This is a genomic window from Streptomyces bullii (assembly GCF_042657145.1).
GTDB classification, from domain to species: domain Bacteria; phylum Actinomycetota; class Actinomycetes; order Streptomycetales; family Streptomycetaceae; genus Streptomyces; species Streptomyces bullii.
In genome coordinates, this window is sequence record NZ_JBHSNY010000004.1 from 390567 (window position 1) to 415157 (window position 24591).

Genomic DNA, 24591 nt, shown 5'->3' on the forward strand with positions numbered 1-24591 from the left:
GGTGCCTGGTGGCCCTGTCGCAGAAGCTGGAGCCTGAGTCGCCGGACTGGTGGCTGGAGCGGCTGTGGGCGCAGTTGCAGGAGCGCTGCAAGTACGCCGCCACGATGCGCCAGTACTACTCGGGCGACCATCCGCTGCCGATGATCCAGGAGAAGGCCCGTTCGGCGTTCCAGCGGCTGCTGAAGCAGTCCCGGTCGAATTACACGGGCCTCGTCGTGGACGCCACCGCGGAGCGTATACAGGTGGACGGCTTCCGCTTCGGCGATGAGGATGTCGGCGACCAGGAGGCGTGGCGTATCTGGCAGGCCTCGTCGATGGACGCCGACTCCGACCTTCTGATCACGGAGGCGGTGAAGGTCGGCCGGGCGTTCGCGCTGGTCGCACCGAACCCGGAGGACGCCAGGACGCCGATCATCACGGCTGAGGACGCCACGCAGGCCATCGTCGCCTATCGGCCGGGCAGCCGGAGGCAGCGCGCGGCCGGTCTGAAGACGTGGATGGACGACTGGACCGGCCAGTTGATGGCCACGCTCTACCTGCCGGACGGCCTGTACAAGTTCAGGGCTCCGAAGCCGGTGCAGGGGGTGGCGAAGCCGTCTTGGGAAAGGCGCGAGGTCGCCGGGGAGCCGTGGCCGGCGCCGAACCCGATGGGTGTCGTGCCCTTGGTTGAGATCGTGAACCGTCCTGACCTTCTGGGCGAGGCTCACAGCGAGATCGAGGACGTTCTCGACGTCCAGGACCGCATCAACAAGACCTTGATCGACCGGATGATGGCGCAGGAGTTCTCCGCGTTCCGTCAGCGGTGGATGACCGGGTACGAGGTGCCGGTCGACGAGTCCGGGCAGCCGATCGAGCCGTTCAAGGCCGCGGTGGACCGGCTGTGGGTGATCGAGGACGAGAACGTCAAGGTCGGAGAGTTCTCTTCGACCGACTTGGGGCCGTATTTGGCGTCGATCGAGGCGGACGTGCAGCACATGGCCGCGCGCACGCGCACCCCCGCGCAGTACCTGCTGGGCAAGCTGTCCAACGTCAACGGCGAGACGCTGAAAGCGACCGAGTCTGGCCTGGTGGCCAAGGTGCGCCAGCGCTGCCGTCCACTGGGCGAGGGCCTGGAGGAGGTCGTCAGGCTGTATCTGAAGGCGGCCGGCGACACCCGGGATCTGGCGAGCATCGAAGTGATCTGGCATAACCCGGAGTTTCGTACCGAGGGCGAGCTTGTCGACGCGCTGGTGAAGATGAGCACCCTGGGTGTTCCGCACGAGGCGCTGTGGGAGCGCTGGGGCGCTTCGCAGACGGAGATCGCGCAATGGCAGCAGCTCCGCACCGACGCGGCAGCCCGGGTGATGGGCGGCGACCCGGCGGCGCTGTTCGGGCCGAAGCCGCCGACCGACACGGCTGAACCTGATGGCGACGCCAACTGAGCTGGGCCGCACCCGCTACACGCAGGTCACGTCAGTGATCCAGTCTGTGGTGCAGCAGGTGCAGGCTCTGTGGAAGGGCATGTCCGCGGCCACTGTAGAGGACGACTTGGAGGGCGCGGCCGGCGCGGCAATCGTGGCGGCCGTGGCCGAGGGGCAGCTGACGGTGGCGGACGCGGCGCAGGCTTACATTGCCGCGCAGATGGCCGCCCAGGGCGGTTCGGCCGTTGCAGAGGCCGCTCTCGTGGCGTCGGCGTTCGCCGGGATCGCTCCGGACGGAGGCCCGCTGGAGACGCTGCTGTTCCTGCCGGCGATCGGCGTGCGGCGGCGATTGGCGGCCGGGATGCCGCCGGAGGAAGCGATGCTCGGCGGACTCGCCGACATGGCCCGGTACGCGTCCACGGCGATCGCGGACGCGGCCCGCTCCGCAGACCAGGTGGGGATGGCGGCCCATCGGAACTGCGTGGCCTACGTGCGGGTCGTACAGCTGCCCGCGTGCGCGCGCTGCATCGTGCTGTCCGGGCAGATGTACCGCTACAGCGAGGGCTTCCTGCGGCATCCGAACTGCGACTGCCAGACCCTGCCGCTGCGGGAGCACGAGTGGCCGAACGTGCCGTCGCCGCAGAAGCTGTTCGACCGCATGTCGGAGCGTGATCAGCGGCGGGTCTTTGGTGTTGCGGGGGCCCGCGCGATCGGTGAGGGCGCCGATGTTGGACAGGTCGTGAATGCCCGCCGGGGCATGTCTCGTCCGGGCGCCTCGACCACTACTGAGGGCATCACGCGGCGTGGTCTGTACGGGCGGCGCATGCGACGGGCGGGCGGCGACTTCGCGCGGTTTCCTGGGCAGCGCTACAGCCGCTCCACGACGCCGCGCTTGACGCCGGAGGCGATCTTCCGGCAGGCGCCCGGGCGTCGAGAGCAGCTTGAGCTGCTGCGCCGCTACGGCTACATCGTCTAGCCGATCTTGAGTGTCCCTGCCGCGAGGGCGGGGTGAACCGAAAGGCAGCCGCGATGGCTGACGAGTCACGCAAGACGACGGCCGAGTGGATCGGTGCGTTCCAGCGGGAGCTGGAAGCGGAGGGCATTGAGCCCGACAACGTCACGTACATGGTCCAGGTCGCTGGCCGCGAGCTCATCCAGTCGGAGGGGCTCTATGTAAAGGAGGTCGGCCGCGATGGCTGACGAGAACACCAGCGTTGCTGAGAGTGAGGATGCCGCGACGGCTTCCGAGACGCCCGATATCCGTAGCCAGGCCGACGAAGGCCTGGGAGACGCGGGCAAGAAGGCGCTGCAGGAAGAGCGCCGCAAGGCGCGGGCCGCAGAACGGCAGCTCGGTGAACTGCAGAAGCGACTGCAGGAATACGAGGACCGAGGCAAGACCGAGACACAGAAGCTTGCCGAAGCCAAGACGGCGGCGGAACAGGAAGCCGCAGAGACGCGGCAGGAGCTGATGCGGTTTCGGGTCGCGGCGGCGAAGAAGCTGCCCGTCGAACTGGCGGGCCGGTTGAGGGGTGCGACCGAGGAAGAGATGTCTGAGGACGCGGATTCCCTCCTCGCTCTGTTCACCGCCCAACAGCAGCGCCAGACGCCGAACTACGACGGTGGCGTGCGGCAAACGGCGCAGCAGCCCGCCAGCATGAGCGCCTTGATCCGTCGGGCGGCTGGCTACTAATCAACTCCGGCACGGGTCGGTCCGGCCGGTTACGAGAGGAAGGGCCGGACTATGGCCTACAACAACGTCATCAGCCGTACCGATGCGGCTCCTCTGATCCCGGAGGAAGTCTCCAAGACGATGCTCGGGAAGGCCATCGAGGACTCGGCCGTCTTGAGCATGTTCCGCCGCATCCCCGTGGCCCGAGGTCAGATCCGCCTCCCCGTGCTGTCGGCCCTGCCCGTCGCGTACTGGGTGAACGGCGACACGGGTTTGAAGCAGACCACCGAGGTCAACTGGGCCAACAAGTACCTGAACGTCGAGGAGATGGCGACGATCGTCCCGTTCCCCGACAACGTCCTCGCCGACACCGAGGACGACATCTGGGACGAGGCTGAGCCGCTGGTACGCGAGGCCTTCGGGCGCCTGCTGGACTCGACCGTGTTCTTCGGGACGAACGCTCCCAGTTCTTTCCCAACGAACATCCTCACCGCGGCCACGAACGCCGGCAACAGCGTCAACGAGGGCGCCACTGTCGCGCAGGGCGGCTTCTACGGCGACATCGACAACGTCTACGAGAAGGTTGAGGCCGACGGCTTCGAGGTCAACGGGTTCGTCGCCGCAACGTCGGCGAAGTCCCGGCTGCGCAAGGCCCGCGACACGCAGGGCCGCAAGCTCGACGAGGCCCGTACCAGCGGCGACCTGCGCACCCTGGACGGATACCCCATCCGCTACGCGATGAAGGGCATGTTCCCGGTGGCGGGCGGCGCCGGCGTGGACGGCGTGCGTCTCTTCGCAGGTGACTGGTCCGAGTTCGTGGTCGGCGTGCGCTCCGACATCAGCATGAAGATCCTCGACCAGGCCGTCATCCAGGACAACACCGGCGCCATCATCTACAACCTGGCCCAACAGGACATGACCGCCGTGCGGCTCACGTTCCGCGTCGGCTGGCAGGTCAGCAACCGGATCAACAACGAGCAGCCCACCGAGGCATCCCGATACCCGGTCGGCGTCCTGAAGACCGTCGGCGCGTAACAGAGGAGAGATCGTGGCGACACGTAGCAGCAAGTCCTCAGGTGAGCCGGAGAACCAGCAGGTTCCCGCTGGCGACGAGGTGGCCGAGGAGATCCAGAAGGCCAACGACGAGGCTCAGGCGCAGGGCTTCTTCGGCGTGGAAACCGATCCCACACCGAACGAGAACTACTCGGTGGCCGGCGTGACGTCCGGGGCACCGACCCCGGAGACCGACCCGGAGTACGCGCGCGAGGTGCGGCAGAAGCTCGACGACGACGCCCGCCAGCGCTGACGAAGGGAGGCTGCCGTGGCTGTGCTTCCTTCGCTGGCGACGGTGGCCGACCTCGCCACCCTGCTCGGCCGCACGTTCACGCCGGAGCAGGAGGCGCAGGCTCAGGCGCTGCTGGATCAGGCGTCGGCTGTGGTCCGCGCCTACGTCCGGCAGGACATCACCAAGGCGACGACGACGGACACGTTCACGATGCGGCGTGTGGACCCGATCCTGCACCGGTGCGCCGGAGCGGTGACGCTGCCGCAGCGTCCGGTCGTCGAAATCACCACCGTGCTGGTCGACGGCACGGAAACGCAGGACTGGTGGCAGGACGGCAACGAACTGCTACTGCGGTCGTGGGCGTGGGACCAGCCTCCGGCCGCGCACCGGCCGCCGCAGGTCACGGTCACCTACACGCACGGCTGGGACCCGGTTCCCGCCGACATCCAGGCGATCGTGATGCAGGCCGCGAACCGGGTGCTGGTCAACCCCTCCGGGGTCCGCTCGGAGACGGTGGGCGGCGAGTCCGTCACATACCTGATCCCCGCGGTCGGCGAGTACCTGGGCGTGCTTCTGTCGCGCACCGAGCAGAAGGTGCTGGACCGCTACCGGCGCACTGCGGCCTCCGTGAACCTGCGGAGCCGCTGATGCTGTACCTGCAGGACATCGTCATCGTCCGGCCCGCCAAGGTGGAGGACGAATACGGCAACGAGAAGGACGACTGGGGCGACGCCGCCACCCGTATCCCGGTGTCCGGGGTGAACGTCCAGCCTGCCGGCGGGTCAACGGAAGACACCGAGGACCGGCAGGTCACGGTGACCGGGTGGCGCCTGTACACGCCGCGCGGCATGGACATCGACCTGCGGGAGACCGACCGGGTCGAGGCGTGGGGCACGACGATGCAGGTCATCGGCAAGGTGGCTCGCTGGCCCGCGCCGGGCGGGGGCGTGCACCACGTCGAAGCGGATCTGCGGGAAGTGGCGTGATGCCTGCTGGCCGTTTCCGCTTCGTTCCCAACCCGAACCTGTACGACGAGCTGGCCCGGCAGCCGCAGATGCGGGATGCGTTGAAGGACGTGGCGGACCGTGGTGCGGACGTGACGCGGGCGATCGCCCCGAAGTACACGGGCCCGACCTACAACCCGGCCGTGCAGCGACATGGCGAGTACGCGGCCAGCGTGTATTCGGCGGCGAGCATGCGGCCGAACGGCTGGCGCGCCGAGTTCGGGGCGACCGCCGAGTGGACGCTGCAGGTTGAGTTCGGTACCGGCCGTCCCGCCACTTCCCGCGACCGGCCGCAAACCGGCTGGTCTCCGAAGGCCCGTCCGCTCGGGCGTGCCCTGGACTCGCTGAGGAGTACCTGATGCCCCGGATCAAGCTCGCCAACTGGTACGGGGACAAGGCCCCCGGTGAGGAGATCGACGTCGGTGACGTGCTGCTGAAGGCCCTGCGCCGTGACGGCCGCGTGGCCGAGGTCGTGGACGCCCCTACTCAGGAGCAGGCCGACGAGCCTGCCCCGGAGCCGGTGTCCGCGCCAGCGCAGGAGCCTGCGGCGCAGCCCGAGTCGGGACGTAAGCGCCGGTGAGCGGCGGCCTGCAGGCGGTGGCCATGCCGGACGTCGAGCAGGTCGCCGTGAAGTACCTCAAGCCCCTGCTGCCTGCGGGGACGATCGTCGGCACCGAGTGGCCCGACGGCTGGGACTCGAAGCTGGCGGCCGGGATTGTGTCGGTGACGCTGGGCGGAGGCGGGTCGCGGCAGAAGCCCGTGACCGCCGACCGAACCCTCGACATCGACGCCCTCGGCGCGACGAAGAAGCAGGCTCGCGACCTGGCGGCCCTGGTGTCGGCGCAGCTGATCGCCGCCCAGGGCACGACTCAGTACGGCGCCCGGATCTACGGCGTGGACGAGACGTCCCTGATCTGGCTTCCGTACAAGCCGTCCGCTGAGACGGACGCGATCCCCCGCTACGTGCTCGTGATGAGCATGGTGGTCCGCCCCGCGTAGCAGCACCCCAACCCGCACCCCCTTCACCCATTCACCCGTCGGCGTCTGGCCGTGCGGGTCCTCGCTATGCCTGGAGGCAACCCGATGGCGAACGACGCCGACAACGTGCGCGTTGGTACCAACGGCAGCATCTACATCGCCCCCAAGGGCACGACCGCCCCGGCCGACCTGACGACGGCGTGGCCGGCCGGCTGGGTGGATCTCGGCTACCTGTCCGACGACGGCGTCGAGATGTCCTACTCGACGGACACCGAGGACATCAACGCCTGGCAGTCCCTGTCGCCGGTGCGCAAGGTGCTGACCGGTGTCGACATGACGCTGGGCTTCACCGCGATCGAGCTCACGACGTCGACGGTGACGCTCTACTTCCCCAGCTCGACGATGACGGACGTGGCTGCCGGGGTGCACAAGCTGTCCATCCCTGCGGCGCCGGACCCGGACGAGCGGGCGATCGGCCTGGAGTGGGTCGACGGCGACATCATCAACCGCCTGATCATCGCGCGCGGTGAGGTCTCCAACCGCGACTCGATCACTCTGGCGCGCTCGGGTGCGGTCGCCCTGCCGATGACCGTGTCCGCCTACGCCGACACCGCACCCGAGATCGCGGTGTGGCTGTCCAACGACCCGGCCTGGGCCGCGGCGTAACGAACTCCCGGCAGGCGTGCCATGCGGGTCGCGCCTGCCGGGCCCCTAACCCGCTACACCCGCGAGGAGAACCACATGACCACCAGCAAGAAGCCCGCCGGCCGCGAAGTCGTCTCCCTCGACTCGATCGCGAAGCAGCGCAGCGATGCGCTGCCCGAGCCCACGACGTTCGAACTGCACGGCGTCGAGTTCACCCTGCCGCCGATGCGCGCGCTGCCCTTCGAGCTGCAGGAGCGCGTCGGCGACCTCAACAACATCACCGGCGTACTCAAGGACGTTCTCGGCGAGGGCAAGGTCCGCGAGATGTACAGGGCCGGGTACACGTTCAGCGACATCGAGCTCATCGGCCAGGAGTGGCAGAAGCACTCCGGTGTCGAGCCGGGGGAATCTCTGGCCTCCGCCGCTTCCTAGCGGAGTACGGGGAGGCCGTCGAGTGGGACATCGCCCGCTACTGGCCGGGCCGGTCGCTGCTGGAGCTGTACCGCGGGGAGATGTCGTGGCGTGAGTTGCGCGTGTTCCTGCGGTTCCTGCCGCCGGACTCGGCTACGTCCAGGGCGGTGCGCGGGTCCACGCCGGAAGAAGAGGCGTGGACGCTGGACAGGCAGCTGCTGGCGAGCGTGGTGGACGCCGTCCGGGAGAACACCTTCGCCACGGTCAAGTTGGGCGGTGACCCGAAGAAGACGGGTCGCCTGAAGCCGCCAGATCCGATCCCGCGGCCGGGCGTGGAGCAGAAGAAGAGCAACGTCATCCGCTTCGGAGGCCGTCACGGCTCCGGGGCGAAGCAGTTGGCGGCCGTGTTCGGGAGGCCCGCCGCGAACCAGTAACGGGGGTGCGCGGTGGCTGCTGGTGGTGTGCTCGTTGGACGCGGATATGTCTCCATCAGGCCCGAGTTCGAGGGGGACTGGTCCCGCTCCGTCAGTGCTCGCGCATCCTCTGCGGGTAAGTCCGGGGCGGGCGCCTTCTCCAAGGCGTTCGGGGCAGGGCTGCGCGGGCTGGGCGCGCTGGCCGGTATCGCGATCGGTGCGAACCTGTCGTCGGCCGCGGCTGGCGCCGCCGCCCTCGCCCCCGCCCTGACGACCGCCGGCGCGGCGGCCGGCGCTCTCAAGCTGGGCCTGTCCGGGGTGGGCGAGGCGTTCAAGGCCGCGTTCGCCGACAGCAGTGCGGACGCCAACGCCGCCGCATCGGCCACGAAGGCGGTCGAGTCGGCGCAGCGGGGTCTCGCGAACGCGCAGCGCGCGCTCGCGCAGGCGCGCGTGGACGCGGCCAAGCGCGTGGCCGACGCGCAGAGGCAGGTCACGGACGCCGAGCGGGACCTCGCCGACGCGCAGCGCGACGCCCGCGAGGTGCAGGGCGAGCTGAACGACGCCCGCCGTGAGGCGGCCCGCGCCCTGCAGGACATGAACCAGCGGCTCGCCGAGTCCCACCTCGACGAGCGCGAGGCCGTGCTCCGCCTGAAGGAAGCCCAGGAGGAACTCAAGGCAGCTCAGGCCAAGCCCGGCGTCACCCCGCAGGAGCTGGAGGAACTCCAGATCCGCTACGAGCGGGCCAAGCTCAACCTGCAGGAGCAGCAGCGGGAGACGAAGCGGCTCGCCGAGGACACCAAGGCCGCGAACAAGGCTGGCGTCGAGGGCTCCGAGCAGGTGCTGGCCGTCAAGGCGCGCATCTCCGAGGCGAACGAGACCGTCGCCGACAAGGAGCGTGCGCTCGCCGAGGCGCAGGCCGGTGTCGACGAGGCGCGCGCGGAGGGCGCCCGCCAGATCGAGGACGCTCAGCGGGCTGTCGCCGACGCTGCCGCCGCGGTAGCCGACGCGCAGGCCGCTGCTGCCGCGCAGACCAGCAAGTTCGACGAGGCCATGAGCAAGCTGGCCCCGAACGCCCAGTCGTTCGTGCGGGCCGTTCAGGGCCTCGCCCCCGCCTGGGACGCGATGCGCCTGTCCGTGCAGAACGAGCTGTTCCGCGGCCTGGATTCCACGGTCGCCACGCTGGGCCGCACCACGATCCCGATCCTGCAGCGGCAGCTCACCGCCACGGCGGGCGTCTGGAACGAGATGGCCAAGTCTGCGGCCGGCGCCATCACGGAGATGGCGCAGTCAGGGATGCTCGACAAGATCCTCGCCGGGGCCACAGACAACCTGCGGGCCTTCGCTGACACCCCGGGGCAGCTCGTCACCGCCTGGGGCCAGCTCGCCGTTGCGGCGCAGCCGGCGTTCAACGCCCTCATGCAGCAGATGGCCGGGGCCATCAAGAGCTTCACGGACGGCATCGCCGCGAGCTTCGAGTCAGGCGGCCTGGAGAAGGCAATCACCTCGGCGTTCGAGATCCTCAGCCAGTTCGGCACCCTCCTGGGCAACGTCCTCGGCGTTGTTCAGGAGATCTTCCGGGCTGCCTCCGATGCGGGCGGGCAGATCGTCGGCACCCTCGGCCAGGTCTTCGGCGAGCTGGAGAAGATCCTCGCCTCGCCGCAGATGCAGGCCCAAATGCGGTCCCTGTTCGCCAGCGTGGCGCAGATCGTCGGCGCGATCGTCCCCGTCATCGGCGCCGTGGTGCAGGCGGTCGTGCCGCTGCTCGCGGCGATCGCCCAGCCCTTCGTTCAGCTCGCCAAAGCCCTCGGACCGGTGCTGCAGCAGCTGGCCACCACGCTCGGTGCCGCCCTGCTGCCCATCATCCAGGCGCTCGCCCCCGCCGTTGTCGTGGTGGGCACGGCCATCGTCCAGCTCGTCCAGGCGGTCATGCCGCTGATCCAGCCCATCGCGGCGCTGATCAGCAGCGTAATCGCGGCGCTCGCGCCTGCCCTGCAACCGATCGTCAGCGTCGCCGCCCAGCTCATCAACTTGCTGATCGGCCCCCTCACGCAGGTCATCCAGGCGCTCACCCCTGCGCTGATGGTCATCGCGGATCTCGTCGCGCGGGTGTTCCAGGCGCTGGAGCCCATGCTGCAGCCCCTCGTCGGGCTGCTCGCGCAGGTCGCCCAGCTCATCGCCAGCGTGTTCGCGGTGGCACTGGACCAGCTGATGCTGGTGCTCACGCCGCTCGTCGACATCGGAATGCAGCTGGTCACCGTCGTCTTCGCGGCGCTGGAGCCGCTGCTGCCGGTCATCGGCGCGGCGTTCAAGGCGATCGGCGACGCACTGCTCACCATGCTGCCGACGCTCACCGGTGTCGCCGACGCCGCCGTGACCCTGCTTGCGGGGCTGGCGCCGCTCATCCCGATCGGGGTGCAGCTCGTCACCACCGTGCTGGAGGCGCTGCTGCCCGTCCTGCCCACCGTGGCGGACGCGTTCGTCGCCATCTCCACCGCGCTGCTCGGCATCGTCGGGCCGCTCGCCGAGATGGCTGCCTCCATCGCCCAGCAGCTCGCCCCGATCCTCGCGGACATCGCCCCCCTACTGGGGGAGTTCGTCGCCATGCTCGCGACCACTCTGGCGCAGGTGCTGCCGCCGCTGACGGATGCCCTGCTGATCCTCGTCGAGGCGTTCACACCGCTGTTCCCGGTGTTCGGCGAACTGGTGGGGATGATCCTGGAGATGGCGGCCGGGGTGCTGGTGCAGCTGCTGCCGTCGATCATGCAGCTGGTGCAGGCGGGCGTGGACCTGACGGTGGCTCTGCTGCCGCTCGTTCCGCCGCTGGCTCAGCTCGTGGGGCTGGTGCTGGAGCTGGCGATCAACGTGCTGTCGTGGCTGCTGCCGCCACTGCTCGATCTCGCCGGGTTCCTGGTGTCGGGGTTCGCGTCGGCGCTGTCCACCGCGATCGGCTGGATCTCCGGCATCGTCACCGCGATCGCTGGGCTCGTCACCTGGGTGACGAAGCATCTGGGCCCGGCGTTCCGCTGGCTCAACGACAAGATCGTGCAGCCGGTGTGGCGGGCCATCCGGGAGGCGGTGAGGTTCGCGTGGGACCAAATCATCCGACCCACCTTCCGCTCCGTCCGGGACGGTATCCGCGGCGTCGGTGATGTGTTCCGCTGGCTGCGCGACCACGTCGTCAAGCCGGTGTGGGACTACATCAGCGGCAAGATCAACACCGTGTGGAAGGACGGCATCAGGCCCGCCTTCGACGCACTCAAGGGCGCCATCGGCAAGGTCGGCGACGCGTTCGAGACCGCCAAGGACGCCATCAAGAAGGCATGGGACAAGATCAAGAAGGCGACGAAGGACCCCATCAACTTCGTACTGAAGACAGTATGGAACGGCGGCGTCGTCAAAGCCTGGCGGAAGATCACCGACTGGATCCCAGGCCTGCCGAAGCTGGAAGAACTGCCGCTGCTCGCACAGGGCGGTACCGTCCCGGCCCGTCCCGGCGTCTTCAACAAGCCGACCGCCATCGTCGGCGAGGGCGACCCTCGGTACCCCGAGTTCGTCATCCCCACCGACCCCCGCTACCGGACCCGCGCCCTCTCCCTCTGGGAAGCCGCGGGCGGCCAGCTGATGGAGGACGGCGGAATCCTCGGCGACATCGTCGGCGGCATCAAGGGCGTCGGCGCCAAGCTGGGCTCCGCATTCTCCACGGCGACCGGCTTCCTGAAGAACCCCGGCAAGGCGCTCAACGACCTCATGGCGCGCCTGCTCAAGCCGCTGCAGGCCATCAAGTACAGCGCCTGGGGCAAGCTGGCCCTCGGCCTGCCGAAGGCGATGCTGAAGGGCCTGAAGGATCTCGTCACCGGAGGTGGCGGCGACGCCATCGCCGGAGTGGGTCCCGGGCCGGGCTCTGGGGTGACCCGGTGGCGCGGCGTGGTCCGGCAGGCGCTCGGCCTCGTCGGGCAGCCGCTCTCCTACGACGGCATCACTCTGCGCCGCATGAACCAGGAGTCCGGCGGTAACCCCACGATCGTCAACAAGTGGGACTCCAACTGGATCGCCGGGCACCCCTCGGTCGGCCTTATGCAGGTCATCGGCCCGACGTTCCGCGCCTACGCCGGGCGGTTCCGCGACAAGGGCCCCTTCCTGTACGGGGTCAGCGTCGATCCGCTGGCCAACGTGTACGCCTCGATGCGGTATGCGCTGAGCCGGTACGGCAGCCTGCCGCGGGCCTACAACCGCCCCGGCGGCTACGACGAGGGCGGCTGGCTCGGTCCGGGACAGATCGGCGTGAACAACCTGCGCCAGCCTGAGGCCGTCCTGACTCCGACGCAGTGGCAGACGATGACGAGCCTCGCCGCCGCTGGCGGAGATGGCCCCGTTGTGGTGGAGATCCACACGCAGGATCGGGCGCTCGCCAACTTCATCGACGTGCGCGTCCACCGCAACAACCAGGAACTGATGGCCGTCATCAACGCGAGCTGAGGAGGTCACTGTGGCGATCCCCGGGAACTTCCTCAGCCCGACGACGGAGTCCATCGACCCGAACACCTCGGGCTGGACGCCGAAGACGAACTGCACGCTCGCCAAGGGCACGGGGGGCCAGAACGGCGACGGCTGCCTGTCCGTCAGGAGCGTTGCGGCGGGGGAGATGCAGGCCCGCACCGTCTCCTCCTACGCCGTGTCGCCGGGCACGGTGTACGAGGCGTTCGCGGACACGGCCGGGCAGGTGCCGGAGCGGATCGGTATCCGCTGGCTGTCGGGCTTCAACGAGCTATCCATCACCTGGTCGCTGACCACGATGGCGGCCTCGTCCGCCTGGCACCGCGTCTCGGTCGCCGCCGTCGCCCCCGCGGGGGCGACCAGCGCCATGGTGGTGGTGTCGTCCACCGAGACCGCCGCGAACGTCCCCCACTTCTGGGAGAACGTCTACCTCGGCCTGCCGATCCGCACGACCGGCAACCTGCTCCCCTTCAACACGGAGTCCGCCGAGCTCGACGCCTCCGGGTGGACGCCGATCGTCAACGCCACGATCAGCCGCCAAGTGCCGGTTGTCGCCTGGGCATCCACCAACTACCTGGCCGGCGGGCACACGCTGGCGATGACCGCGGTCGCCGCCGGCAACGCCTCGATCCTGGCCGTGGACCGGCCCACGGTCACGCCCGGCACCGAATACCTGGCCTATGCCTACCTGCAGCCGCCGGTGCTCACCGCGCAGGCGTGGATCGAGCTCCGCTACTACGACGCCAACGGCAACCAGGTGCAGGCCACGCGAAGCACGCTGGCGCCGCCGGGGACGGGCATGTACCGGCAGCGGGTCGCGGCCACTGCACCCGCCAACGCCGCGACCTGCTCGCTCGCCGCGGGCCTGGACGGGGCGTCGGCCGGGCAGGTGCTGCGCCTGGAGACCGTGGCCATCATGGTCGCCCCCCAGTTCCAGGCCGGGTCGGTCGTGCGCTACGCGGACGCGTCGTTCGAGCAGGGCGTCGCCGGGTGGACAGTTGTCTCGGGCGTGGCGACCCTGGCTCGGTCCACGCCGTGGGGCGCCGCCGCGTTCTCAGGCGCCTACGCGCTGACGGTCACCTCGTCGACAGCTTCCGCGTCCACGATCCGCTCCGCGAAGTTCCCGGTCACCGGGGGCGTGAACTGGCGGGCGCAAATCGTCACCCGCTCGGCCGCCGGTTCCTGGACCGGGGTCACCGTCCGTGTCCGCTGGTACGACGCCGCAGACGCCGACCTCGGCGCCTCCAGCGGCAACGCCTACACCCTGCCGGGCTCGGGCTGGTACGCCATGCCCAGCGACGCCGCAGCCCCCGCCGCGGCAACCCAAGCAGCCATCGAGATCATCCCGACGGCCTCGGCGGCGGACAGCGTCCTCAACGTCGACACGGTCACCCTGTGGCAGGTGCTGCCGCTCACCAGCGTCGAAGCGCACCCGGACGACGGCTACATCACGCTCACCCTGCGGGAGCTGCCGGCCGACCTGCTGCTGTCGGTGTACCGGACGACGCAGGACGGCGGCCGGGCGCCGGTCCGCGGCAGCACGGGGCTCCTCGAAGGGGTGCCCATCACCTCGGACCTGCTCGTCGTCGAGGACCACGAGGCGCCGCTCGGGGTGCCGGTCTACTACCGCATCGAGATGCGTAACAGCTCCGGCACTCTGATCGTCGGCCGCACCTCCGACACGGTCACGCTCACCCTGGCCGACGTCAACGAGGCGTGGCTGAAGGACCCAGGCAACCCGCAGCGCAACGTCAAGGTAATGGTGCAGCGGGCACCGGACTGGCAGCGGCCCATCGAGCAGGCGGCATTCGTCGTTCGCGGGCGCCGCAACAAGGTCATCCTCTCCGGGCGGCGCCAGGGCCTCGAAGGAGACCTCGCCATCTGGACCCGCTCCGCCGAAGAGCGGGCCGCACTGCACCTGCTCCTCGACTCCGGCAACACCCTGCTCTGGCAGGCCGCCCCGGGCCTGGGCGTCGACGACATGTACGTCAACGTCGCAGGCATCACCGAGGCCCGCGTCGGCGCGCTCGCCCAGGAGGAATGGCGGGCCTGGACGCTGCCGCTGACCGAGGCGGACATGCCGGCCACCGTGGGCGTCAACGGGGCCCGCGGCCGGACGTGGCAGGACGTCGTCACCGAGTTCGCGACCTGCGCCGACCTGCTGCCCGTGTACGCCACCAGCGAGGATCTGCTGCTCGACCGCCGGAGGGGGTGAGCGTGTATCCCGTCTCCGACCGGTTCCTGCCGCGGCTCGCCGAGCCCCACACGCCGCTCACGCAGGTGCAGCTGTTCCTGACGAACGGCGAGGTCATCGACCTGGAGCACACCGGCGGCAGCGTCACCGTGGACCGGTCGCAAGCGATCCGCCGCACCTGCACCGTGACCGTGGCCGACCCGTCGCTGATCCCGCGCACCCCGTCGGATCAGCTCGCCACCTACGGTGCCCGGCTGCGGATCTCGCGCGGCGTCGACTACGGCGACGGCAGCCAAGAACTGGTGCCGCTCGGTGTGTTCCGCCTCGACTCCGTCGACGGCGACGTCTCCGAAGGGCCAGTCACGCTCCAGGGCAAGGATCTGTCGGCGATCGTCGCGGACGACAAGTTCACCGCCCCTTACCGGGTCACCGGCACCGTCGTCGGCGCGGTCACCGCCCTGATCCAGCGCAGCATCCCCGGCGCCGACGTCATCAGCCAGATCACGGACGTTCCCATCGGAAGCCGGGCCTTCGATGTGGAGGCCGACCCTTGGGCGGGCGCCCAGGAGGTCGCGGCGGCGGCCGGCGGCGAGGTGTACCCGAACGCGGACGGCGTCTTCGTCATCGCCACCCTGCCCGACCTGCTGACGGCCACGCCCGTGTGGGCGATCGAAGCGACCGAGGGCGGCGTCTACATCTCCGCCAGCCGGGCCATGAGCAGCGAAGGCGTCTACAACGGCGTCCTCGCCCGCGGGGAAAACACCTCCGAGAACGCGCCGCCCGTCTCCTACCTGGCCGTCGACAGCGACCCCAACTCGCCCACCTACTGGAGCGGCCCGTTCGGCAGGCGGCCGATGTTCTACAGCTCATCCACGCTGACCTCGGTCAACGCATGTGCGCAGGCCGCCAACCTGAAGCTCCTCCAGGCCAAAGCGCCGAACGCGTCCGGCGACATCTCCAGCCTGCCCAACCCGGCGCTCGAGTCGGGCGACGTTCTGCGGGTCGTGCACGAGGACGGCAGCCGCGAACTGCATCAGGCCGCGGCGTTCACCGTGCCCCTGGACGTGGGCGGCGAGTTCCCCATCTCCACGATCAGCGCCAAGGAGGACGCGTGAGCAAGCCCGCACCAAGCGTCCACCGCGATCTCGCCTGGGCCCTCAAACAGCAGGCCAAACGGACAGGGGAGCGTGCCCCGTCGGTGCGCGGCTCCGACTGGCGGCTCGCCACGGTCACCGCCGTCAACAACGATGGCACCGTCGACGCGGACGGCATCCCCGCCATCCGCTGCACCGAGTCCTACAGCCAGCCCGCCGTGGGCGACGTCATCGCCATCACCCAGTCCAGCAGCGGCAACTGGCTTGCCTGGGGCCGCACCGCCACCGTCGACCCGGACTGGGTGCCGCTCGACCTCGCCGCTGGCTACACCAACCCGGGCCACGGCTACACCGCCTCCTACCTGCGGGAGGGCCGCCGCGTCTGGATGCGGGGACGCATCGGCCCCACCTCCGGAACGATCGCCGACGGCGACACCCTCGCCACCCTGCCCGCAGCGATCCGGCCCGGCGTGTCCGTGGCCTGGGCCGTAGCCCGGGACGCCTCCGTCGCGCCGGCCGTGTGCCGCCTGGAGATCACCAGCGCTGGTGTCCTGCGCACCTTCCAGTCCTCGAACCTTCCGTCGTGGGTGGCCCTCGACGGCATCAGCTACACCATCTAGGAGGGCCCGTGACCGCGCCGGACAAGTGGGGCCAGAGCATCCAGCTGTGGCAGATGACCGACCCGCCCAGCATCCCCGACGCCATCAAGGCGCTCGCCGACGGCGTCATCCCCCGCAGCGTCCTGCGGTTCGCCTCCGCGTCCACGCGCGGCGCCACCCTCACCGGCGACCAGGCCCCTGTCGAGGGCATGCTGACGTGGCTGAACGACGTCAACCGACTCGACCTGTGGGACGGCACCGCCTGGACAGCCGTCTCCACCGGCCAGTCCACCTGGAAGACGATCACGCCGGAGTCGCCGTGGACGCAGAACGGCAACAGCAACGGCACCTTCCAGTACCGGCTGCTGAACATCTCCGGCGAGGAGTCCCTGCAGTTCCGGGGCGGACTCGGCCGGTCCTCGTACCCGTCGTCCCCGTCCGGCAGCTACGTCATCAACAACACCGCCCTGCCGACCGCCGTCCGCCCGTCCACGCTGCGGACAGTCCTCATCCCCTGCTCGGACACAAGCAGCGACCGCATCGCCCTCAAGATGGACGTCCGCACCGACGGCTACCTCGAAGTCTTCGGGTTCAGCAGCAGCGTCAAGCCGCCGTGGATCGGCTTCAACGGCGTCACCGTCAGCCTCTAGACCACCCGCACCAACCCGCCCGCGCCCCAGCTCCGGGGCCTTTTTCATGCCCAGAAAGGGGCCCGCATGGCACGAACCGGCCCGCAGAAGATCCCCGGCGCGAGCCAGGCCTACTTCTACGGCGACGGCCGCTACTCCGGCTCGGCGATGGAGGTGAACTGCGGCGTCGTCCACACCACCGAGGGCCGCAGCCTCCCCAGCTACAACGGCGGCGCGATGGCCCCCACCGTGACAGGCGTTCCCGACATCAAGGCCCGGCGGATCCGCTGGTACCAGCACTACGACGTCGACGAGTCCGCCCGCGCCCTCGCCAACAAGCTCGGCGGTGTCGAGACCAACACCGCAAACGTCTTCCAGATCGAACTCGTCGGCACCTGCGACGCGAAGAAGTCCACCGTCTGGGACGGCAAACGGGCTGGCGTCGACTACATCTACTGGCCCGGCGCCGAAGACTGGGCCCTCGCCGAAGTGGCATGGCTGGTGCGCTGGCTGCACGACTACCACGACGTACCCCTCACCTGCGTCAAGGACTGGCTGGCCTACGGCAAGGACCCACGCCGGCCCGGCGTCACCCCCGCCTCCTACGGCGCCAGCCCGGCCCGAATGCCGATGAGCGCCTGGCGCTCCTTCACCGGCTGGTGCGGCCACCAGCACGTACCCGAGAACGACCACGGCGACCCGGGCTCCATGAACTTTGCCCGCGTCATCCAGATCGCCAAGGGCGACAGCATCCAGGAGGAAGACGTGCCCCTCACCAACGACGACGTCCGCAAGATCTGGCTGTCCGACGGGTTCGTCGCCAACCCCAACCAGGCCACTGCGAAGGACAACCCGTACATCGCCCCGGCGACCGGGTTGCGCAACATCGAGAGCGTCGTGCGCCGCACCGAGGCCAAGCTCGCCGCTCTGCAGGAGACCAACGACAAGCTCGTTCAGGCCGTCGCCACCCTCGCCGCCAACGTCGGCGACCTCGACCCGGCCGCGATCGTCGCCGAGCTGAAGGCCGCCATCGAGAACGTCACCATCCGTCTCGACGCCGACGGCGCCTCATGACCGCCATCGACTACGACCTGGAGTTCCTGGAGGACGGCCGCCACATCGAGCTGATCTCCATCGGCATGGTTTGCGACGACGGCCGCGAGTACTACGCCGTCAACCGAGACATGCCGGTGCGTAAGATCCGCAAGCACAAGTGGCTGATGGAGAACGTCGTCCCGCACCTGCCGAAGGGGCACGGGGACCGTCGAAACCACGCCCCAAAGTCCTGGCTGTTCGACTACGCCGACCCGGTCGTGAAGCGTCGTGAGTGCATCGCCGATGATGTCATGGACTTCATTCGCGCCGCCGGACCCGACGTCCAACTGTGGGCGAACTATGGCGCCTACGACCACGTCTGCCTCGCCCAACTCTGGGGCCGCATGATCGACCTGCCAGAAGGCGTCCCCATGTTCACCTGCGACATCCAGCAGGAACGCGCCCGCCTCGGACTGCGCTGGGACGAACTCCCACAGCAGGAGTCCGGTGAGCACAACGCGCTCGCGGACGCACGCCACAACCAGACCGTCCGGCGCTGGCTCGCCGAACAGGCGCCGCGATGAGCCGCGTCTTCACCCCGCGCCGGGTCGCGATCCTGCACTACTGCATGGCCGGCGTCTGGGCCCTGCTGCTCATCCCCACGCTGCTCGTGTGGAAGAACTCCGTCCTCTGGGTGGCCTTCATGTCGCTGTACGCGAACGGGGCAGCACATCTCTCCGCGGCCAAAGCGAGCCGCGCCGGAACAGGAAGCAGGGACGTGATCCGCAACCTGACGCCGCACCCGATCCGCCTCTACTGGGCTGAGCGTGAGGATGGCATCGACGACCTCGAACCGCACCTGCGCGAGGTCTTCGAACCCGAGCCGACGCCAGCACGGCTCGCCACGATCGAGTTGGGCGGCGGCATCGCCTTCGAGATGGTCGAGTTCGGGCACGCCCAGAACCTGCCGCCTAATCGCGACGGCGTGCAGTACATCGTCTCGCTCGTCGTCGCCCTCGCGCTCGCCGACCGACGTAGCGACCTGCTTGTGCCCTACCGCGAGGTCCGCAACAGCAGCGGAACCGTCATCGGCTGCCGGTCACTCGCGCAGCCCGTCTGAGAGAAACGAGAACCCCATGCGCATCTTCGGCCGTGAGCCTGCGCTCATCATCGCCGCCGTCTCAGCAGGCCTGTCCCTGCTGGTCACCTTCCAGTTCGGCCTGTCCGCCGAGCAGGCAGGCGCGATCGTCGCTGTCATCTCCGCCGTTTTCGCCGCGGCCACGGCGGCCGTCACCCGGCCCATCGCACCGTCCGCGTTCACCGGCCTGGTCGCCGCGGTCGCCGCACTGCTTGCCGCCTACGGGTTGGAGCTGTCGGCCGAGAAGGTCGGCGCCCTGAACGCCGTCGTCCTCGCCGTCCTCGGCCTGCTCACCCGCAGCCAGGTCTCGCCCACCAGCCCGCCTGCCGGTCCGCGGGGCGTCTGACAGGAGTAGTACGTGCCCGACGAGCTGAGCGTCGGCGAACTCGGGCGCACTGTGGACGCCCTGCGCGAGGAGATCCGAGCTATGGGGCAGGGCATCAATGCCCGCCTCGACAAGGTCGTCTCCACCGAGGTGTACGCCCTCCAATCCGCTTACACCGACCAGCGCATCAACCAGCTGGGCCAGGAGCTCCAGAAAGCCAAGGACGCCAACGAAGCGCTGGAGAACGCGTTCGAGCAGTACCAACGCGATGAGCGAGACCGGCGAGAGCGAGAGCGACAGGCCCGCCTGTACCAGCTCATCGTGCCCGTACTGCTGGGGCTGCTGTCTGCGGCGATCGCGATCTGGGCGGTGGTGGCGAAGTGACCGGCCTCCGCAAGAAGCGCCGCCCGCTCCGGCTGCCGCGCGCCGAATGGCTCATCGGCCTGACCGCCCTCGCGTTCGTCGTCTTCCTCGGCTGGCTCGCCATCCAGGTCGTGCTGCTGTCGCACGACCTGCGCACCGCCAACGAGGCCCGGGACGCCCTGGCCAGCCAGGTGCAGCGCCTCGGGGAGAGCCCCGTTGCCGGGCCGCCCGGCAGCCGCGGCGAACCCGGCGAGTCCGTGCGCGGACCGAAAGGCGAACCCGGCGAGCCGGGTGACCCCGGAGCGCCGGGCGAGCCCGGGTCCCCGGGGCCGTCCGGGTCGCCAGGACGGCCAGGCGAAGCAGGGGAGGACGGCGAGCCCGGCTCACCCGGCCCGTCAGGGCAGCCCGGAACGGACGGAGCCCCGGGCGCGGACGGTACCGTCGGCGAAGCCGGACCCCCCGGACCGCAGGGCGAACCCGGCCCCGCCGGGCCACCAGGACCCGCGGGGGAGCGCGGCGAGAAGGGAGAGCCGGGCGAGCAAGGCCCCGCCGGCCCGCCGCCGTCCGGCTGGACGTTCGAGTACCGGGGCGTCACCTACGAGTGCACACCCGACAGTGACGGCTCCAGCCACTACACCTGCCGCCAGACGGGCGGAGGCGACGAGCCCGACCTGCCCGGCCCGCTCGCCGCGGGCATGGACCCGCACCGCCGCCAATACCCGTAGGAGGAACCGTGCCGGACCCGATCCCCCTCCGGCCGCGCCGCGACGACACGGCGGCCGACGTCAGGTCGCTGGTGCAGCTCGGCCGGGAGGAACCCCCGCCCGTACCTGCGCCTGCCACGAACCCGTTCCTGGAGCCGGACTGGCCGCCGCCCGACGACGAACCCGCGTGAACGACCGCGCCCCGCCCTCTGCTTCGGCAGGGGAGCGGGGCGCTTCGTTGTGTGTGGCTCAGGCAGCCTTGTGCAGCAGCCGCTGCCACAGCGTCGGCCAGGAGAGATCAGGCACCCGCTCCTCCGGCCACGGCCCATCCTCGTCGCCGTACCGGACAACCTCGTCGAAGGGCAGCGGGTCCCGGAAGCCCTCAAGGATCCGCCGGTTGCCCTTGTCCTCACGCCACCGTTCGGTCACCTGAAACGTGCGGCGCTTCGTCACGCACGCCCCTGTACCGCTGGAGATGGCCCAGGCGTTCGTCCCGTCCAGGGGGACGCGCCCAGTCCGTCGGCACCAGTCCACGTAGTCGTCTGCGTCTGCTGCGAGTACCAGCAGGAGGTAGCGGTCCTCGTTCATGCCGCCAGTGTGTCACCGGGCCGTGCAGGTGGGGCGTTCACTGCCGCACGCTCTCGATAACATGCCATATCGCGGGCGTTATTTGGGGTGATTGTCCGACTCCCGGGAGGGCTGCGACTCGCCGTCGAGCGCCCCTCGTTCGCGCCGTCGCCGGTTCACGTATCTGTGTAGGTCGCTCACGATGACGTCGGTCAGTGACCGCCCCTCCTCTTTCGCCTCCGCCATGGCTGCGGCCCACAGCTCGTCGGGCACGCGGACGTTCCGTAGTGGCGTCTTGCCTGTGGCTGGCCTGGCCATCTCTCCCCCTCGGGTGTGTGGGTACAGAAACTAGCATCCATCTGGCGGGATCGCTTGACAAGAGGGTGCACTAAGACGCATTCTGTAGGTACAGAAACTCGCTGCGGCCAGGAGAGAACATGTCGATCCAGTTGGAACTTCCCGTGGTGGGACGCCGACAGGCGGACGTCATTCGCGACCTGTCCGACTACGACATCCCTACTCGCCAGCGGCCGTCTGTGGCGCTACTCAATGATCGCGCCCTGCGCAGGATTGCAGCAGCCCGCCTGAAGGCGGCTGCGGTTCACCGAGAAGAGCGGGCGAAGCTGACGCCCGAGCAGGTCGCCGATCGCAAGACTTCGATGGCGGATGCCCGGATCGCGCTCTGCGTGGCTCAAGGGAACTCGCTCGACGACATCGACCCCGCTAGCGGGTACAGCCTGAGCCGTGAGTCCTACGAGCGCGTGCGTCAGTCGTGGCGTAACCAGGCCAAGCAACCCGGCTGGAACGAGTGCCTGCGCCCAGATCTGGAGAAGGCCGTCGCCTTTTGGTCTACACGCCGACCCGACTTCACCGAAGGCGACGACTGGCTGGCAGGACTCGTGGACCAATGCGAGAGCACGGAAGAGGGCTCATGAGCGAGCCGCGCGGAACCGCGTATGAAGATCTGCTGGCCGCCGTCAGGCATGGCCGCTCGTCCAGCGAAGCGCGGAAGCTGGTCGCCGACTTCGCCCACGAGTTGGCGGAGCGGATACGGGATCACGACTACGACCCAGGAGAGGTCGGACCCATCCACCTGGCCTACCAAGACGCAGCCGACCTGATCGATCCGGAGATCCCGTGACTGACCTCGTCCCGCACCACTCGGACGCCGCCCCAGCTGCCTACGACGCTGCGACGCTCGCCGTCCTCGCCGCCATGGAAGAGGCCGCCGAGAAGCACCTCGACGCCATCCGCCCCCACAACACCAAACGCGGCTACGCCAACGACTGGAAGCTGTGGGAGGAGTTCCACGGCTGGCTCGCCGAACGCACGGGCAGCCGCCTGCCGTCGACCGCCGTCACCAAGGGCACGCTCGTCGGGTTCGTCGTCTGGCTCGACACCATCAAACTCGCCGCGCCCAACAGCATCGACCGACGGATCACCGGCGTCACCGTCACCGCCCGGAACGAACACGGCATCGAAGTACCCAAGGCCGCGACCGTCGCCGCGCGGCAAGCCCTCAAGCCACTGAAGAACGACCCCGAGCGGCAAGCCCGCGGCAGAGGCAAGGCCGCCGCCGTCACCCCCGAGCAACTCCGGCAGATGAACGCCGCCGTCGCCGATGGACTCACCGGCCTCCGCGACCGCGCCCTCTGGCTCACCGCCTTCGCCATCGCCGGACGCTCCGCCGAAGTCGCCGCCCTCCGCGCCGACACCATCGTCCACGTCAGCCAAGGACTCGAAGTCCACGTCCCCGCCGTCAAAGGCCGACCGCCCCGGGACGTCGTCGTCGGCTACGGCAAAAACCCCGACACCTGCCCCGTCCGCGCCTGGCTCACCTGGCGCGCCGCCGCAGGCATCAGCTCGGGGCCCGCCTTCCTGCCCATCACCGTCTGGGGCCGACTCGGCGACCGCGCACTCTCACCCGAAGCCGTCCGCGAAATCATCGCCCGCAACGCCGAACGCGCCGGACTCACCGTCCGCCTCACCGGCCACAGCATGCGGGCCGGATTCATCACCACCTCTCGACGCGCAGGCAAGCGAGAAGAGAAGATCCGCGAACAGTCCGGCCACGCCGAAAACAGCCCCGCCTTCTGGGGCTACATCCGCGAAGCCGACAAATGGACCGACGCGGCATCGGAGGACATCGGCCTGTAGGCGGCCACCCGTGCGACACTGACCCCAGGCCCGCCAGGTCCCCCCGTCCTGGCGGGCGCTGTCGTGTCAGCTGCTGGTACGTTTCCAGCAGGCGATGGCGCCGGCGCCGAGGAGCGCGCTGATGATGAGGTCAAAGGGGTCGAGGCGCCTCGCGAAGGCCATGACGCCGCCGATGGTGAGCGCGGTGAGCAGTAGGGCGGCCAGCAGCCAGACGAGTTTCACGGTCCCCCAGGGTGTGCGGTGAGGGAGCCACCGTAGCGCCATCGACCAAGTAGCGGAGAACGTTCTGTCAGTCTTCCCACACCTCGGGACCCCCGCCCCGCCGCCGCAAGGGCTCGCCGGGGTGTACGTCCTGTCGACTCGCCGCCCCGGCGTTGTCAGTGGGCGCTCGTAAGCTGGTCGCACTATCAGCCCATGCTGGCTGCGTGCGCTGAAGCCGCCCCGTCTGGTCACGCAGGCGGGGCGCGCTGCTGTCAGGCCTCGGGCTCCGCGTGGCGCACGGCCCGCTTCAACGCCATCTCCACCTCGTACCGCGACAGCCCGGCCTCGGCCGCGTAGGCGGTGATGCCGTCCTGCACGGCGACGGCCTGGTCGACAGTGAGCCGCCCAGCCTGCATCGCCTCCCAAGCGTCGCGCTCGGCGGCCAGCAGGTCAGCGGGGAAGTCGAAGTCGGTCACGGCGGGATCCTACGTGGCGTCGTCGGTGCAGCTGCTCAGACCCGGTCGAGCGGTCCTCGGAACTCTTGGAGGCGTAGCCCTTCCTCGGGTGTCTGCCAACTGTTCGCGGCGTACTCGGCAGCCTTCTGCTGATAGGGCAGAGTGCGCGGTCCCCACTTCTTGTTGCCGTCGTGGCAGGACATCACCGAGTTGCAGCGGTCGCAGACGAGTCCTCGAATGTACTGGGCCGGGCGCCCACCGAAGTGGTCGACGACGAGGCGTCGGTTGCACGTCTCTGCTTCTGGGGTGCCGCATATCTCGCAGCAGCCGTTGGCGCGGCTCGGAGTGCGTCGTACTCGTCGCACGTCAGCCGGAAGCGGCTGTAGTGCCAGCAGGTGACGCCGCGTGGGTGGTGGCGATTCTGGTCCTTGACGGCGAACTCCACCCCGTTGATGTCGATCACTCAGAGCTCCCCTTCCTGGGGGATCGGCTGTGTCCGCGGGCGATGCCGCTGACGCGTTCGGGTTTCACGCCGAGGTGCGGCGCCATGTCGGTGTAGCTGATGCCGTCGCGCTCATGGAGCGTGCGGACGACGTGCTGGCGGCGCACGCGGAGCCACTTCTGTAGATCCGGAATGGCGTTGAGTGCGTCGGTGAGCTGCTTGGCCTGATCGATGGTCTCGGGACCAGCGGTCAGGTCTACGAGCTGAGCGAAGGGCTCGGGCGGCTTGTCCATGCGGGGAGCTTAGTGGGTACCCGTTAAGAAATCTAGTGGGTACCCACTTGACTGATTGATGGGTACCCACTAATTTGGGTTATCGCAAGAGACGCC

General features: G+C 69.4%; 34 protein-coding genes. 29 read left to right on the forward strand and 5 right to left on the reverse strand.

The window, feature by feature from the left end; translation table 11 throughout:
• Positions 1-8: 8 nt before the first annotated feature.
• The 26 genes from ACFPZJ_RS13255 (at position 9) to ACFPZJ_RS13380 (ending at position 20571) form a co-directional block, all read left to right on the forward strand.
• Positions 9-1421, forward strand: a complete 1413-nt coding sequence (locus ACFPZJ_RS13255; RefSeq protein ID WP_381020848.1) for a phage portal protein — start codon at positions 9-11, stop codon at positions 1419-1421.
• Positions 1405-2376, forward strand: a complete 972-nt coding sequence (locus ACFPZJ_RS13260) for a hypothetical protein (RefSeq protein ID WP_381020850.1) — start codon at positions 1405-1407, stop codon at positions 2374-2376. The genes ACFPZJ_RS13255 and ACFPZJ_RS13260 overlap by 17 nt, the downstream gene beginning before the upstream one ends.
• A gap of 53 nt (positions 2377-2429) precedes the next feature.
• Complete coding sequence (locus ACFPZJ_RS13265; protein ID WP_381020853.1) at positions 2430-2600, forward strand: hypothetical protein; 171 nt, start codon at positions 2430-2432, stop codon at positions 2598-2600.
• Positions 2593-3090: a hypothetical protein gene (locus ACFPZJ_RS13270; RefSeq protein WP_381020856.1), complete on the forward strand. Its 498-nt coding sequence runs from the start codon at positions 2593-2595 to the stop codon at positions 3088-3090. Before ACFPZJ_RS13265 ends, ACFPZJ_RS13270 begins: the two co-directional genes overlap by 8 nt.
• A 51-nt stretch (positions 3091-3141) precedes the next feature.
• Positions 3142-4104 carry a phage major capsid protein gene (locus ACFPZJ_RS13275; RefSeq protein ID WP_381020859.1) on the forward strand — a complete coding sequence of 321 codons (963 nt, stop codon included), beginning with the start codon at positions 3142-3144 and terminating at the stop codon, positions 4102-4104.
• A 13-nt stretch (positions 4105-4117) separates the two neighbouring features.
• Positions 4118-4375: a hypothetical protein gene (locus ACFPZJ_RS13280; RefSeq protein ID WP_381020862.1), complete on the forward strand. Its 258-nt coding sequence runs from the start codon at positions 4118-4120 to the stop codon at positions 4373-4375.
• A gap of 15 nt (positions 4376-4390) precedes the next feature.
• Positions 4391-5002, forward strand: a complete 612-nt coding sequence (locus ACFPZJ_RS13285; RefSeq protein ID WP_381020864.1) for a hypothetical protein — start codon at positions 4391-4393, stop codon at positions 5000-5002.
• Complete coding sequence (locus ACFPZJ_RS13290) at positions 5002-5340, forward strand: hypothetical protein (protein WP_381020866.1); 339 nt, start codon at positions 5002-5004, stop codon at positions 5338-5340. The genes ACFPZJ_RS13285 and ACFPZJ_RS13290 overlap by 1 nt, the downstream gene beginning before the upstream one ends.
• Positions 5340-5717 (forward strand): hypothetical protein, encoded by a 378-nt coding sequence (locus ACFPZJ_RS13295; protein ID WP_381020867.1) that lies wholly within the window; start codon positions 5340-5342, stop codon positions 5715-5717. Before ACFPZJ_RS13290 ends, ACFPZJ_RS13295 begins: the two co-directional genes overlap by 1 nt.
• Positions 5717-5938, forward strand: coding sequence for a hypothetical protein (locus ACFPZJ_RS13300; RefSeq protein ID WP_381020869.1), 222 nt, complete (start codon positions 5717-5719; stop codon positions 5936-5938). The genes ACFPZJ_RS13295 and ACFPZJ_RS13300 overlap by 1 nt, the downstream gene beginning before the upstream one ends.
• Entirely contained in the window at positions 5935-6357 is a 423-nt protein-coding gene (locus tag ACFPZJ_RS13305; RefSeq protein ID WP_381020871.1) for a hypothetical protein, read from the forward strand. Before ACFPZJ_RS13300 ends, ACFPZJ_RS13305 begins: the two co-directional genes overlap by 4 nt.
• A gap of 84 nt (positions 6358-6441) precedes the next feature.
• Positions 6442-7002, forward strand: coding sequence for a phage tail tube protein (locus ACFPZJ_RS13310; protein ID WP_381020872.1), 561 nt, complete (start codon positions 6442-6444; stop codon positions 7000-7002).
• A 75-nt stretch (positions 7003-7077) separates the two neighbouring features.
• Positions 7078-7413, forward strand: coding sequence for a hypothetical protein (locus ACFPZJ_RS13315; protein ID WP_381020873.1), 336 nt, complete (start codon positions 7078-7080; stop codon positions 7411-7413).
• Positions 7356-7826: a hypothetical protein gene (locus tag ACFPZJ_RS13320; RefSeq protein WP_381020874.1), complete on the forward strand. Its 471-nt coding sequence runs from the start codon at positions 7356-7358 to the stop codon at positions 7824-7826. Before ACFPZJ_RS13315 ends, ACFPZJ_RS13320 begins: the two co-directional genes overlap by 58 nt.
• Before the next feature lie 27 nt (positions 7827-7853).
• A complete protein-coding gene (locus ACFPZJ_RS13325) occupies positions 7854-12281 on the forward strand; it encodes a hypothetical protein (protein ID WP_381020876.1) in 4428 nt (1475 codons plus the stop codon).
• Positions 12282-12291: 10 nt separating this feature from the next.
• Positions 12292-14514 carry a hypothetical protein gene (locus ACFPZJ_RS13330; RefSeq protein ID WP_381020878.1) on the forward strand — a complete coding sequence of 741 codons (2223 nt, stop codon included), beginning with the start codon at positions 12292-12294 and terminating at the stop codon, positions 14512-14514.
• A complete protein-coding gene (locus ACFPZJ_RS13335) occupies positions 14511-15608 on the forward strand; it encodes a DUF5047 domain-containing protein (RefSeq protein WP_381020879.1) in 1098 nt (365 codons plus the stop codon). The genes ACFPZJ_RS13330 and ACFPZJ_RS13335 overlap by 4 nt, the downstream gene beginning before the upstream one ends.
• A complete protein-coding gene (locus tag ACFPZJ_RS13340) occupies positions 15605-16207 on the forward strand; it encodes a hypothetical protein (RefSeq protein WP_381020881.1) in 603 nt (200 codons plus the stop codon). The genes ACFPZJ_RS13335 and ACFPZJ_RS13340 overlap by 4 nt, the downstream gene beginning before the upstream one ends.
• Positions 16208-16215: 8 nt before the next feature.
• Positions 16216-16836: a hypothetical protein gene (locus ACFPZJ_RS13345; RefSeq protein WP_381020882.1), complete on the forward strand. Its 621-nt coding sequence runs from the start codon at positions 16216-16218 to the stop codon at positions 16834-16836.
• A 66-nt stretch (positions 16837-16902) separates the two neighbouring features.
• A complete protein-coding gene (locus ACFPZJ_RS13350; RefSeq protein ID WP_381020883.1) occupies positions 16903-17889 on the forward strand; it encodes a hypothetical protein in 987 nt (328 codons plus the stop codon).
• Positions 17886-18434, forward strand: coding sequence for a 3'-5' exoribonuclease domain-containing protein (locus tag ACFPZJ_RS13355; protein WP_381020884.1), 549 nt, complete (start codon positions 17886-17888; stop codon positions 18432-18434). The genes ACFPZJ_RS13350 and ACFPZJ_RS13355 overlap by 4 nt, the downstream gene beginning before the upstream one ends.
• Positions 18431-18970, forward strand: coding sequence for a hypothetical protein (locus ACFPZJ_RS13360; RefSeq protein ID WP_381020886.1), 540 nt, complete (start codon positions 18431-18433; stop codon positions 18968-18970). The genes ACFPZJ_RS13355 and ACFPZJ_RS13360 overlap by 4 nt, the downstream gene beginning before the upstream one ends.
• Positions 18971-18986: 16 nt before the next feature.
• On the forward strand, positions 18987-19334 hold the full coding sequence (locus tag ACFPZJ_RS13365; RefSeq protein ID WP_381020887.1) for a hypothetical protein: 348 nt from the start codon (positions 18987-18989) through the stop codon (positions 19332-19334).
• A gap of 12 nt (positions 19335-19346) precedes the next feature.
• Positions 19347-19697 carry a hypothetical protein gene (locus ACFPZJ_RS13370; protein WP_381020889.1) on the forward strand — a complete coding sequence of 117 codons (351 nt, stop codon included), beginning with the start codon at positions 19347-19349 and terminating at the stop codon, positions 19695-19697.
• Positions 19694-20401, forward strand: a complete 708-nt coding sequence (locus ACFPZJ_RS13375; protein WP_381020890.1) for a collagen-like domain-containing protein — start codon at positions 19694-19696, stop codon at positions 20399-20401. Before ACFPZJ_RS13370 ends, ACFPZJ_RS13375 begins: the two co-directional genes overlap by 4 nt.
• Before the next feature lie 8 nt (positions 20402-20409).
• Complete coding sequence (locus ACFPZJ_RS13380) at positions 20410-20571, forward strand: hypothetical protein (protein WP_381020892.1); 162 nt, start codon at positions 20410-20412, stop codon at positions 20569-20571.
• A gap of 58 nt (positions 20572-20629) precedes the next feature.
• Here the strand turns inward: ACFPZJ_RS13380 and ACFPZJ_RS13385 are convergent, their stop codons facing one another.
• Positions 20630-20968 (reverse strand): hypothetical protein, encoded by a 339-nt coding sequence (locus ACFPZJ_RS13385; RefSeq protein WP_381020893.1) that lies wholly within the window; start codon positions 20966-20968, stop codon positions 20630-20632.
• A gap of 416 nt (positions 20969-21384) precedes the next feature.
• Here ACFPZJ_RS13385 and ACFPZJ_RS13390 point away from each other — a divergent pair, with 416 nt between their 5' ends.
• The 3 genes from ACFPZJ_RS13390 to ACFPZJ_RS13400 are packed head-to-tail and all read left to right on the forward strand — an operon-like array spanning position 21385 to position 23104.
• Entirely contained in the window at positions 21385-21882 is a 498-nt protein-coding gene (locus ACFPZJ_RS13390) for a hypothetical protein (protein WP_381020895.1), read from the forward strand.
• Positions 21879-22088: a hypothetical protein gene (locus tag ACFPZJ_RS13395; protein ID WP_381020896.1), complete on the forward strand. Its 210-nt coding sequence runs from the start codon at positions 21879-21881 to the stop codon at positions 22086-22088. The genes ACFPZJ_RS13390 and ACFPZJ_RS13395 overlap by 4 nt, the downstream gene beginning before the upstream one ends.
• Positions 22085-23104, forward strand: coding sequence for a tyrosine-type recombinase/integrase (locus ACFPZJ_RS13400; RefSeq protein ID WP_381020898.1), 1020 nt, complete (start codon positions 22085-22087; stop codon positions 23102-23104). The genes ACFPZJ_RS13395 and ACFPZJ_RS13400 overlap by 4 nt, the downstream gene beginning before the upstream one ends.
• 66 nt (positions 23105-23170) lie before the next feature.
• Here ACFPZJ_RS13400 and ACFPZJ_RS13405 read toward each other — a convergent pair whose 3' ends face one another.
• The 4 genes from ACFPZJ_RS13405 to ACFPZJ_RS13420 all read right to left on the reverse strand — a co-directional run bounded on the left by ACFPZJ_RS13405 (position 23171) and on the right by ACFPZJ_RS13420 (position 24495).
• Positions 23171-23326: a hypothetical protein gene (locus ACFPZJ_RS13405; protein ID WP_381020900.1), complete on the reverse strand. Its 156-nt coding sequence runs from the start codon at positions 23324-23326 to the stop codon at positions 23171-23173.
• Between the two features lie 251 nt (positions 23327-23577).
• A complete protein-coding gene (locus tag ACFPZJ_RS13410; RefSeq protein WP_381020902.1) occupies positions 23578-23781 on the reverse strand; it encodes a hypothetical protein in 204 nt (67 codons plus the stop codon).
• A 35-nt stretch (positions 23782-23816) separates the two neighbouring features.
• Positions 23817-24125 (reverse strand): endonuclease domain-containing protein, encoded by a 309-nt coding sequence (locus ACFPZJ_RS13415; RefSeq protein WP_381020903.1) that lies wholly within the window; start codon positions 24123-24125, stop codon positions 23817-23819.
• A 94-nt stretch (positions 24126-24219) separates the two neighbouring features.
• Positions 24220-24495 (reverse strand): sigma-70 family RNA polymerase sigma factor, encoded by a 276-nt coding sequence (locus ACFPZJ_RS13420; protein ID WP_381020905.1) that lies wholly within the window; start codon positions 24493-24495, stop codon positions 24220-24222.
• Positions 24496-24591 lie beyond the last annotated feature (96 nt).

Coding starts and splice junctions, on each gene's coding strand:
- ACFPZJ_RS13260 (WP_381020850.1), top strand. CDS start 1,405: ATGGCGACGCCAACTGAGCTGGGCCGCACCCGCTACACGCAGGTCACG.
- ACFPZJ_RS13265 (WP_381020853.1), top strand. CDS start 2,430: ATGGCTGACGAGTCACGCAAGACGACGGCCGAGTGGATCGGTGCGTTC.
- ACFPZJ_RS13270 (WP_381020856.1), top strand. CDS start 2,593: ATGGCTGACGAGAACACCAGCGTTGCTGAGAGTGAGGATGCCGCGACG.
- ACFPZJ_RS13275 (WP_381020859.1), top strand. CDS start 3,142: ATGGCCTACAACAACGTCATCAGCCGTACCGATGCGGCTCCTCTGATC.
- ACFPZJ_RS13290 (WP_381020866.1), top strand. CDS start 5,002: ATGCTGTACCTGCAGGACATCGTCATCGTCCGGCCCGCCAAGGTGGAG.
- ACFPZJ_RS13295 (WP_381020867.1), top strand. CDS start 5,340: ATGCCTGCTGGCCGTTTCCGCTTCGTTCCCAACCCGAACCTGTACGAC.
- ACFPZJ_RS13300 (WP_381020869.1), top strand. CDS start 5,717: ATGCCCCGGATCAAGCTCGCCAACTGGTACGGGGACAAGGCCCCCGGT.
- ACFPZJ_RS13310 (WP_381020872.1), top strand. CDS start 6,442: ATGGCGAACGACGCCGACAACGTGCGCGTTGGTACCAACGGCAGCATC.
- ACFPZJ_RS13315 (WP_381020873.1), top strand. CDS start 7,078: ATGACCACCAGCAAGAAGCCCGCCGGCCGCGAAGTCGTCTCCCTCGAC.
- ACFPZJ_RS13350 (WP_381020883.1), top strand. CDS start 16,903: ATGGCACGAACCGGCCCGCAGAAGATCCCCGGCGCGAGCCAGGCCTAC.
- ACFPZJ_RS13355 (WP_381020884.1), top strand. CDS start 17,886: ATGACCGCCATCGACTACGACCTGGAGTTCCTGGAGGACGGCCGCCAC.
- ACFPZJ_RS13360 (WP_381020886.1), top strand. CDS start 18,431: ATGAGCCGCGTCTTCACCCCGCGCCGGGTCGCGATCCTGCACTACTGC.
- ACFPZJ_RS13365 (WP_381020887.1), top strand. CDS start 18,987: ATGCGCATCTTCGGCCGTGAGCCTGCGCTCATCATCGCCGCCGTCTCA.
- ACFPZJ_RS13385 (WP_381020893.1), bottom strand. CDS start 20,968: ATGAACGAGGACCGCTACCTCCTGCTGGTACTCGCAGCAGACGCAGAC.
- ACFPZJ_RS13390 (WP_381020895.1), top strand. CDS start 21,385: ATGTCGATCCAGTTGGAACTTCCCGTGGTGGGACGCCGACAGGCGGAC.
- ACFPZJ_RS13395 (WP_381020896.1), top strand. CDS start 21,879: ATGAGCGAGCCGCGCGGAACCGCGTATGAAGATCTGCTGGCCGCCGTC.
- ACFPZJ_RS13420 (WP_381020905.1), bottom strand. CDS start 24,495: ATGGACAAGCCGCCCGAGCCCTTCGCTCAGCTCGTAGACCTGACCGCT.